Origin of the sequence: Streptococcus mitis (assembly GCF_047464035.1) — a bacterium.
GTDB lineage: Bacteria > Bacillota > Bacilli > Lactobacillales > Streptococcaceae > Streptococcus > Streptococcus mitis_DX.
In genome coordinates, this window is the sequence record NZ_JASHCQ010000021.1 from 17,841 (window position 1) to 28,679 (window position 10,839).

Consider the following 10,839-nt stretch of genomic DNA (forward strand, 5'->3'; position numbering starts at 1 on the left):
AGAAGTCCAAGCATAACATCTCAGACTTCTATCGTTTTATTTGATCAATTCGTAAATAGCTTCGGCATAGATTGCTGCTGCTCGGAAGAGATCATCCAAGGCGATAAATTCATTAGCTTGGTGCATGGTGTCAATTGAGTCTGGGAACATAGCACCGTAGGCAACACCGCGTTCTAGCAAACGACCAAAGGTTCCACCACCGATGACTTGCTCGTGACCTTTAAGACCAGTTTGTTTTTCATAGACATTCAACAAGGTTTGGACAAGTGGATCTTCCATTGGCACATAGTGAGGCGTGTGACCGTGTTCAGAAAGGCTAACAGAAGCAACTGGCAAGTTTTCAAGGATTGACTTGATTTGCTCTGGACTTGTTCCTTTTGGATAGCGGATATTAAGGGCAATGGTATTATCAGCACTTGTTTCATCGAAGCGGAAGACACCCGCATTCATAGAAAGAGCACCCATCTTTTCATCCACATGGGCAATCTTGAGATTTTCACCCTCATGGTCGTTCAAGAGAATCTTACCAGCGATGTCAAGGTAGTCTTTGGCTGGACCAGCAAAGTCAAACTGGCTGAGGAAGAGAGCTAGGTAGGTTGCACCATTGACACCTGAAGCAGGCATAGCACCGTGAGCTGATTTACCAATGATTGTCACCTTGTATTGGCCAGCTTCTTCTTGGAGTTCTCCTCTAAGTTTGTGTTCTGCAACAAAGGCATCTAGTTTAGCTTGCAAGTCAGCCAAATCACCTGAAACGACTGCTGTTGCTGATTCTGGTACCATATTTTCACGCAGTCCACCTGTGAAGCTATGAAGACGAGCGGCACCATTGTTTTCTCCTGCAAAGTGGAGGTATTCCGTGATATTTCCTTTTTCACCATTGATGATAGGGAATTCAGCGTCTGGAGAGAAACCAAAGTCTGGTTTTGCAAGTCCTACGTGCTCGAAATAGTAGTCCATGTCTGCCCAACCTGATTCTTCATCTGTTCCAACGATGAAACGAACTTTCTTAGAAGTTGGAAGTCCCAATTCTTTGATGATTTTCAAACCATAGTAACAAGCTGTTGTAGGTCCCTTGTCATCTGAAGCCCCACGCGCATAAAGGCGACCGTCTTTGATAGTTGGTGTGTAAGGGTCTGTGTCCCAACCGCTACCAGCTGGAACCACGTCCATGTGGGCAAAGATACCGAGAACTTCTTCTCCTTCACCAAACTCAAAATGTCCTGCATAGTTGTCAACATTTTTAGTTGGGTAGCCATCGCGGTCTGCGATTTCAAGGAATTTTTCCAAGGCTTTTACCGGCCCAGGTCCAAATGGATGCTGGGCATCAACCTTGCTATCGTCACGTTCTGAGTTGATTTCCAAAAGGCTAAACAAGTCAGCCAAGAGGTCTTCTTTGCGTTTTTCTACTTCTGCTGTAAAATCAATTGTTGTCATTTTTTTCTTCTTTCTATCTTTTCTCGATGATTTCATCTACTGGCAAGCGGTAACTTGGTTCCAATTTTTCGTCTGTGTATCCCACTGTAATCAAGAGTTCTGGGCGGAAGCGGTCTTCGATATCCAAAACTTCATTGACTTTTGATTTGTCAAAACCAAGAATAAGATTTGATCCGATTCCTTGGTCTGTAAGAGCCAGAACCAAGTTCATAGCAACCAAACCTGCATTGAGGGCTAGGTAGTCGCTGACTTGTTGTTCATTGTAACGGGCAAATTCAGCAGGCAAATTCTTCATAAAATATTGAAGTTGCGCTTCAGAAAAGTTATTAGCACCACCAACTCGGGCAATCTTACGAGCACGTTTAGCCAAATCTGTGTCTGTAAACAAGGCAATAGTTACAGGTGCTGATGATATCTGTTCAAAGTTTGAACCGTAAGCCAATTTTGCTAGTTCGGCATTTTTCTCACGTACAACCACAAATTTCCAAGGCTGGCTGTTGTGGGCGCTTGGTGCCAAGGTTGCAATTTCGATAGCCGTACGCACATCTTTTGGATCAACCGGCTTATCAGTGAACTGCTTAGTCGCATGACGTTTTTTATTTAATTCAAGAAATTTCATAATCGATTTCCTTTTCTAATTCTACTGCTTCCATTCTACCATAATTTGAAAGAGCTTGCAGAGATTTTTCGTAGAGACAAACTGGAACAAGGATAAGCAACCGAATGAAGAAAATCATTTAAATCAGGAATCCCCTCATCCAGTTCCAATTAATTTTCAGTTACTTAAAGAAACTAGTCTATCTTATATTCTGACTTTATAGCCTCCAAGAAATTCTTCACATCTTCTACATACCCATGCTTTTCTATTAAGCTTGCTAATAGTTCCAGATTGTGCCCCTGATAGTTGTCTTCTCTTCGTAGCTCTTCATACATTTCGATAAAAGGAAGCCCCTTGAATTTGGCCAACTCCAACTCCGCTTCATAGTCATAAGCAACTTTACGAAATAGGATATTTACCAATTCCCCATCTTCAACTTCTATCACGGCATACTGGGCACGGTGATTTTTTAACGCCTCCCAATTAAAATAGGGCATGCCAATCGACCCTGGATTGATGATTTGTTGCCCTTGACTGCCGTAACGAAGCAACTGCTTGTGGACATGACCATAGACTGCCACGTCCGTTTCCTCATCTAGCAGTTGGTCAAATTTTTCTGTATCATTCCCAACCAACAAGTCACCCCCATAATTTTTGTCAGGTAAATTATGTGAGAGAGAAAAATGCAGTCCCTCAACTTCTTTCTTTTCCAGCAAAGGCAAGCTTCGTAGCCAGACAATCGTTGCAGGATCCATTCGCTCCATCAAAAACTGGGTCATTCGCATTGACTGGATTTCTTGTGGATCTTCCAAACCATATTCACCATCCAAGGCCTCAAGGACACAATCATCCCAATTGCCTCGAACACGAGCTGTGATAGGAAGGTCCTTTAACAGGGCGACCAAGTCATTTGCACCGGGACCGGGAAGAAAAATATCTCCCAGAAGCCAGTATTCACTGACTCCTTGAATTCTAGCATCTGCAATCACTGCTTCTAGCGCCGTCGCATTGCCATGAATATCTGATAAAATTGCGATTTTATGATTCATTGTGCTCTCCTTCTGTTTGGTAATCTACTTGTTCTTCCGCAACTTGAAGCAAGGCTTCTGCCTCCTGCGGGTTCAACTTCCTCTGCACAGCCTCTGCAACGGCTCTAGGCACTCCAACTTCAACAATATCATCCACACTGGCTTCCTTGATTTTAGTCAGAGACTTGAAATGTTTCATGAGATTCTGCTTGCGTTTAGGTCCCAGACCGTCAATTCCATCCAGTTGTGATGAAAAAGAATTTTTGGAGCGCAGTTGACGGTGGAAAGTAATAGCAAAGCGGTGCACCTCATCCTGAATGCGTTGGAGGAGGAAAAATTCCTGAGAATTGCGAGACAGCTCCACCACCCCAAGCGGATCTCCAAAGAGCAATTCATGGGTTTGGTGCTTGTCATTCTTTTGCAGACCAGCAATGGGAATATCCAAACCCAGCTCCTCTTGGATGACTTGCTTGGCAATATTGACTTGACCTTGTCCCCCATCAATCACAATCAAATCTGGAGGAGTCAAACCGTCACGCTGTACTCGACCATAGCGTCTGCGAATGACCTCTCGCATACTGGCATAGTCGTCTGGCCCGACTACGGTCTTGATTTTATACTTACGGTAATCTTTTTTACTTGGTTTGCCGTTGACAAAGACCACCATGGCTGAAACAGGACTAGTTCCCATGATATTAGAATTATCGAAGGACTCGATGCGGACTGGGGTCGGTATTTGGAGCAAACGTCCTAGATTTTCAATAGCCCCCTGTGTTTTTTCGACAGATTTCTCTAGCAGGTTAAATTTCTGCTCTAGGCTGACTCGAGCATTCTTTATAGCCAGATTGACCAGTTGCTTTTTCTCTCCACGCTGGGGTTTGAGAATCCTAGTATCCACTATGGCCTTGACGGCTTCTTCATCAATATCCTGCGGAATCAGTACCTCATTGGGAACCAAGTGAGATTTTTCTTGATAGAATTGTCCCACATAGGTTAGAAAGTCCTCATCCGGATCATTGTAGTAGGGGAAAAGATTGACATCTCGCTCAATAAGCTTGCCCTGACGAACAAAGAAAACCTGAACACACATCCATCCCTTATCCACATAGTAGCCAAAAACATCGCGGTTTTGGAGATCCTTAGCCATGACCCGTTGCTTGGTCCGAAGTGTTCCAATGGCCTGAATCAGATCACGGTATTCCGCTGCACGTTCAAACTCCATAGACTGGGCTGCAGCTGCCATTTTGCCCTTTAGGTCATCGATAATTTTATCATCCTGCCCTTTTAGAAAGTCAGAAACCTCCTGGGCCATGGACTTGAAATAAGCCTCATCTTTCTTACAGATGGTGTGGGCCAAACATTGGCCGATATGGTAGTAAAAACAGACCTTAGAGGGCGGATTGGTACACTTACGAAAAGGAAAAATCCGATCCAGCAACCGCTTGATTTCATTGGCTGCGCCCACATCTGGATAGGGTCCGAAATAAAGACCTCCGTCCTTCTTGACCTGTCGGGTAATAATCAAACGAGGATAGCGTTCATTGGTAATTTTGATGAAAGGATAAGACTTGTCATCCTTGAGCATGATATTGTATTTAGGCTTATTTTCCTTGATCAGGTTGATTTCTAGGAGAAGTGCCTCAATATTGGACTCCGTAACAATAAATTCAAAATCCACAATCTCAGACACTAGAGCCTCTGTCTTAGTATCATGACTTCCGCGGAAATAGGACCTCACACGGTTTCGCAGATTTTTAGCCTTTCCTACATAGATAATGGTGCCGTTTTTATCCTTGTGAATGTAGCAACCAGGACTGGTCGGCAAGAGCTCTAGTTTTGATTTAATCAAGTTATTCATAGTTCCATTATAGCAAAAAAGTAGGGAAAGATTGTTCCCTACTCACTAGTCTCATATATTTTTCGGAGGTTTGCAACATCCTCTTCCTGGATACCATAAAAGGAACCCGCAGGTTGCATGACAGACTTCTCATCTGTATGGTCCAAGCCAATCGCATGACCCAACTCATGTTCTGCCGTATGGACAATGCGCTCATAGGAATAGCCATAGTTAGGATTGGACAGATAATAGTGATTCAGACGCACCGTGACAGACAAGAATTGTCCTGTTAAGAGGTTGGTCTGACTTTCCGCCTCTCCTGCCACAGGAGTGCCTCCGTCATTCATCTCCGTAGCTATAATATCTGCTTTACTAGACTCAGTCACGATTTCAAAGTTAAAAGCACCAGTTTGATTCCAGTTCTGAATTGCTTCTACATAAGCTTCTTGAAAGCGTGAATCCATCTGGGGATCCAAGTAAATACGAGCAGAAGCCTGTGGCCACCTTCCTTCAGAGTGTTGGTGGCTATCTATCTGATTCAACTTAGGCAGTTGCCCTGTTTTTTCCCATTGGTCGATACTTTGTTGACCAATTTTTACTGACCGTTCTGCTTGCTTTAGCGTTCCTTGAAAATCCCCGTTCAGATACCAGAGAAGTCCGAAAGCAAGCGCACATAAGAGCACAACTATCCAAACCAGGCGCCAAAACAAACGCCACACAAAAGAAAAGAAAGCCCCTATCAAACGAAAAATCCAGCGCATTTCCATCTACCTTTCTAGCAAATAAAGTCTATTTTACTAAAACAAGCTGAAAGAAAACTAAATTATGACAATCTCTCTTCTAATTTGAAATCAATCGGTAGGGTTGCTAAAAAACGTTCCAATTGTTTTTCCCAGTAATACCATTCGTGAGTTCCAGCGCTATGGCTATAGGTCACATCAAAGCCCAGTTTTTTGAGATTTTTCACTGCTAAATTATTGGCTTTATACAAGAAATCCTGCTCGCCACACCAAGCCCAAAGCTTGGTCTTTTTGTCCGACTTTTTAGCCAGGCTTTCAAGAGAATAGGGGCTAGCTGTCCAATCTTTAATCTCCCCAAACACACCTCTCCAATAAGCAGGTGTTCCTAGATTTTGACTCTCAGGAGAAAAATCTTGAAAACTAAGGGCACCTGAAAAGCTAGCTGCATGAGAAAAACGATTTGTAGCAAGAGCCAATTTAAAGCAGCCGTAGCCTCCCATAGAGAGGCCAGCGATAAAGGTCTTTTCACGCTTGCTAGTCATATTAGGGAAGAAGCGTTTCAGAACCTGTGGCAATTCCTCCGCTAGAGCTGTGTAATAGTCAAAACCATACTGGGTATCAGTGTACCAACCGTTGCTGGTATTGGGCATAACAACGATGAGATTAGTCCCCCGAAGCAAGCGTTCTACATTGGTCCGTTTGAGCCAACTATTATGATTCCCAGACATCCCGTGCAAGAGATACAAGACGGGAATATCTTCACACTCTGGTTCTTCCACTCGATTGGCATCAGGGTAGAGGACATTCACCCCCCACTCCATATCCAAGACTTGTGAGTAATACTCGATTTTCATTACTGCCATAATTTTTTCCTCTATTTTTCTATAAGAAAAAGCCGAAACTCGACTTTCTCTCTGTTTATTTCAACAATTATTTCGCTTCCATCACCACTGGTAAAATAGCTGGACGACGTTTGGTTTGGTCAAAGAGGTACTTGGTCAGATTATCACGAACCTTCCCTTTGAGATCTGCCCAGTCAAAGTCATCTCCTTGCAGATAGTCTTCTACCGTTTGGTTAATCAATTCTGAACTTTCACGGAGAATATCGCGACTCTTCTTGAGATAAACAAATCCGCGCGTATGAACACGAGCCTTGGCCACAATTTTCTTCTCACGACGGTTAACGGTGATTGCGACGATGAAAATACCATCCTCTGACAAGACCTTACGGTCACGAAGAACCACATTTCCAACATCACCAATAGCATTTCCGTCAATCAAGACATCCCCTGCTGAAACCGCGCCAGCTGGGACAAAGTCCCCATTCTCATAAGCCATGCTGGTTCCCTTTTTAGGGATAAAAATGCGTTCTGGCAACATTCCAACTGCCATAGCAGCCTTAGCATGGGCATCCAACTCACGGTATTCCCCTTGAATTGGGAAGAGATACTTGGGTTGCAAGAGATTGATCATCAACTGCAAGTCACGCGCATTCCCGTGCCCTGACACACGCAAGCTTTGAGTGATCAGTTTGACAACCCCGCCAGCTTGGTAAATCATGTTTTCCACACGTGCCATGACTGCTTCTTTGGCGATAGACGGAGTGGTTACGATATAGACCAAATCACCGTCCTTAATTTCCACATAACGGTGGCGACCAATCGACATCTTTCGAAGACCGTTGATAGGCTCACCCATACGACCTGTCTCAAGGATAATCAACTCATGGTCTTCAAAGCGAGACATATCTTTCGGTTTAATCAAAAGACTCTCGTTAGCTAGGGACAATTTCTTAAGGCGAATAGCAGTACGGACAATATTTTCAATATCAAATCCTGTCAAGACCACACGACGGCCTGTTGCATCCGCAGCGTCAAACACCTGCTGAATACGAGAGAGGTTGCTGGCTACTGCTGCAACAATGATACGACCATCCCAGTCCGAAATGGTTTGAGTGATTTCATCCCCAACTTCACTTTCACTAGCCACTTGGATATTGCTATCTGCATTGGCTGAATCGCTAAGAAGAGCTAGAACTCCATCACGACCGATTTCTGCCAAACGAGCGAAGTCTGTCGCATAGGATTCACTAGCTGTCTGGTCAAATTTGAAGTCTCCTGTATAAACAATGCTACCTTCAGCTGTCTTCAAGACAATACCCAGACTTTCTGGGATAGAGTGGGTCGTACGGAAGAAGGAAACCACAGTCCCTCCAAAATCAATCTCCGAATCCTCATCGATGACATGGAAATCATTAAATTTCTTAACTGTGTCATTTCCTTTGACAAAGAGTTTGGCCAACTCAATGGTCAACTCAGAGCCAAATACAGGCACCTTGGCTTCAGCCAAGAGATAAGGCAGAGCACCAATGGCATCCGCATGGCCGTGGGTCAAGAAGACCCCAGCGATACGGTCACTATTTTCAAAAAGGTAGTCCATATTGGGAATGACCACATCCACCCCTAGTTGTTCATTTTCAGGGTATTTTAGACCTGCATCCAAAACGAAAATAGATCCATCGATTTCAGCGATATACATATTTTTCCCGTTTTCACGTACACCACCAAGTGTTGTTAAACTGATATTACTCATTTTTCCTCCGAAAGCTTAATTTATTTTGATTATAGGGTTACTTGCCCTTTTATTCTAAAAGCACTACTTTTAGCCGAATCTTTTCCTACCATTATACCATTTTTTTGATGATTTTCAAAATGAAGATTTGTTTTCAAAAAAGAGCTGGTTACCCAACTCTTTCCTACTTCTACTATTTTTCCATTAAAAAGTCATAAATTTCTTGCACGGTACCCAGCGCCATCATTTCTTGGTCTTTGACGGTTTGTTTGAGATTTTGGTAAATCTGACTTTCTCCGATTTCCCGCTTTGGTGCCTCTTTATTGACTGTCATGACCCCATCTTTGATTGTCACAAAACCTAGTTCTTCAAACACTTGAATCATCTTGACCAGCAAGATTTGTTGAATATTAAGATAAGCAGCCAAATCCTTGAGCTTGTAGCGAATATCAAACTCTGGAAACTGGTAGATAGTCTTGTACAATTTGGCAAACTGATCTCTAGTCCCATAACCTGTCAGATAATAGGCCTTGTCAATGTCATTTTTGAAATAGACAGCGGAAAAATTCTGTTTCTGAAAAATGGTCTTCAGCTGAGTAATATCCTCTGGAACGGTTTTCACGACAATAGCTTCACTAGCCGCCAGATTTGGCACTTCTCCAGCAAAATCCAAGATTGGAACCCCTTCTGGTAAGACTGCATTTTTCCCACGAATGTTAAAGAGTTGAACACCCTCCACACGCGCATCCACCATCATCAACTGGAGGGCAGTTTGGCCATTCCATTGGTTGACAGACAATTTAACCGCCAACTCTAGATTTTTGGTTTGAGAAAACTCTGTCGCCCATCTGCCTTGTCCGAAGGCCACCACTTCAAAACTCGCCTCACCCTTGGAAATTTTCAGCTTGAGATGGGCATTGCCTGCCCCCATAGTACGAGCATTTTCGACCTGAAAATCCTTGATATAAAAGACAGGTTTCTGATTGTTCATTCCAAAGGGAGCTAAACGTTCAAAACTTTTGACCGTTTCCAAGCTAAGTGTCTCCAAGTCTAGCTCTTCATCTAAGTTTAACTTGTTCTTGCCAGCAGCATCTGCGCCTTTTTCACGGACATAATCTTCCAAAACCTGAGATAAATCTGAGAGTTTCTCAGCTTCCAGCGTCATCCCTGCTGCGCCAGCATGACCGCCGAATGCGATAAAGAGGTCTCGATGAGGATCCAGAGCTTCAAAAATATCGACCGCTTCCACACTACGAGCACTACCCTTGGCACGACCGTCTTCTATATTAAGAACAATGACTGTCTGTCCCAATTCTTCCAACAAACGACCAGCTACGATTCCTAGAACTCCAGGATTCCAGCCTTCCTTGCCCAAGACTTGGACCTTCTTTTCAGGATCCACCATAGTCTTAGCTTCTTCATAGATAGACTGGACGATTTCCTTGCGCTCTTCGTTTTTCTGATGAATCATAAGGGCAATCTCGTGAGCTTCCTCTTCGTCAAATCCAGTCAACAAATCAATGGCAGGATTAGGATCATCCAAGCGACCCAAGGCATTCAAACGAGGGGCAATCTGGAAACCAACTGTCTCTTCTGTCACCTCGTTAGCAGCAATCCCAGCCATGTCCAGCATTTCTTGAAGACCAATTCGTTGAGTGTGTCCCAACATTTCCAGACCATATTGCACCAAAATACGGTTTTCATCCGTCAGACTCACCATATCAGCAATGGTACCAATAGCGACCAAATCAAGCAATTCCACTTGCACTTCTTCTAACAGGGCACAAGCCAGCTTGAAAGCCACTCCACAACCAGCCAAATATTTGAAAGGATAATCTGCATCCGGATGTTCAGGATGGACAATAGCATAGGCATCTGGTAAGGTTTCAGGCATGGAATGGTGGTCAGTCACAATGACATCTACTCCCATAGACTGAGCCAGTTCAATGGCTTCGTGACCCGCAACTCCATTGTCCACCGTCACAATCAAGGAAATTCCTTCTTGCTCGATAAAATATTTGTAAACACTGGCATTAGGTCCATAACCGTCGGTAAAACGATTGGGCAGATAAACCCGGCACTCAGCACCAAGCTGTTCCAAGCTTTCCTTCACAATCGAAGCCGAAGTCATGCCATCCGCATCATAATCACCGTAAACGAGGATATTTTCCCCTTCTTCAATGGCCTGACGAATCCGTCCCACCGCCTTATCCATATCATGGAGTAGATAAGGGTCGTGCAAGTCCTCCAAGGACGGTTCTAAAAACTTCTTCAGACTTGCTTGGTCCTGAATCCCTCTCTCAAATAATAACCGAGCCACCTCAGGACCCAGTCCAGCCTTCTTGGCTATCTTTGTAAAATCCGCATCTTCAACCTGCGGGGCAAACTGCCATTCATAAGTAGGTGTTATCAAAAAGACATCCACTCTTTCTAAGAATTCTATTGCTTCATTATAACACGATTTAGGCTTTTTCTCTATCCAGATTGCTTTTTTATAAAATTTGCTAATTTCTCAAAGTAACTTCCACTTGCCCAACCAAAGTGGAAATTAGTCTAAAACGGATTTTTATGGTGGAATTAAGTGTGAGACGTTTGAGTTAGAAATGAGGTCTACTATGACAAAACATA

8 protein-coding genes are annotated in these 10,839 nt (G+C 43.6%); all 8 read right to left on the bottom strand.

All coding sequences use genetic code 11. The annotated features are described in order from the left end of the window. Positions 1-36: 36 nt before the first annotated feature. Positions 37-1,437 carry a dipeptidase PepV gene (pepV, locus tag QM818_RS06960; protein WP_414300072.1) on the bottom strand — a complete coding sequence of 467 codons (1,401 nt, stop codon included), beginning with the start codon at positions 1,435-1,437 and terminating at the stop codon, positions 37-39. A gap of 13 nt (positions 1,438-1,450) precedes the next feature. Next, positions 1,451-2,056, bottom strand: coding sequence for a nitroreductase family protein (locus tag QM818_RS06965; RefSeq protein ID WP_414300073.1), 606 nt, complete (start codon positions 2,054-2,056; stop codon positions 1,451-1,453). Positions 2,057-2,229: 173 nt separating this feature from the next. Next, on the bottom strand, positions 2,230-3,084 hold the full coding sequence (locus QM818_RS06970) for a metallophosphoesterase family protein (protein ID WP_261081254.1): 855 nt from the start codon (positions 3,082-3,084) through the stop codon (positions 2,230-2,232). Continuing rightward, on the bottom strand, positions 3,074-4,921 hold the full coding sequence (gene uvrC / locus QM818_RS06975) for an excinuclease ABC subunit UvrC (RefSeq protein ID WP_261081255.1): 1,848 nt from the start codon (positions 4,919-4,921) through the stop codon (positions 3,074-3,076). The genes QM818_RS06970 and uvrC overlap by 11 nt, the downstream gene beginning before the upstream one ends. A 38-nt stretch (positions 4,922-4,959) precedes the next feature. Next, on the bottom strand, positions 4,960-5,661 hold the full coding sequence (locus QM818_RS06980; RefSeq protein ID WP_261081256.1) for a M57 family metalloprotease: 702 nt from the start codon (positions 5,659-5,661) through the stop codon (positions 4,960-4,962). 62 nt (positions 5,662-5,723) lie between these two features. Further along, positions 5,724-6,503, bottom strand: a complete 780-nt coding sequence (locus tag QM818_RS06985; protein WP_414300074.1) for an alpha/beta hydrolase — start codon at positions 6,501-6,503, stop codon at positions 5,724-5,726. A 67-nt stretch (positions 6,504-6,570) separates the two neighbouring features. Then, the gene (locus QM818_RS06990; protein WP_261025263.1) at positions 6,571-8,232 is read right to left on the bottom strand and encodes a ribonuclease J; all 1,662 of its coding nucleotides are present in this window, start codon (positions 8,230-8,232) and stop codon (positions 6,571-6,573) included. A gap of 172 nt (positions 8,233-8,404) precedes the next feature. Then, the gene (gene recJ, locus QM818_RS06995; protein ID WP_414300075.1) at positions 8,405-10,624 is read right to left on the bottom strand and encodes a single-stranded-DNA-specific exonuclease RecJ; all 2,220 of its coding nucleotides are present in this window, start codon (positions 10,622-10,624) and stop codon (positions 8,405-8,407) included. Positions 10,625-10,839: the final 215 nt, after the last annotated feature.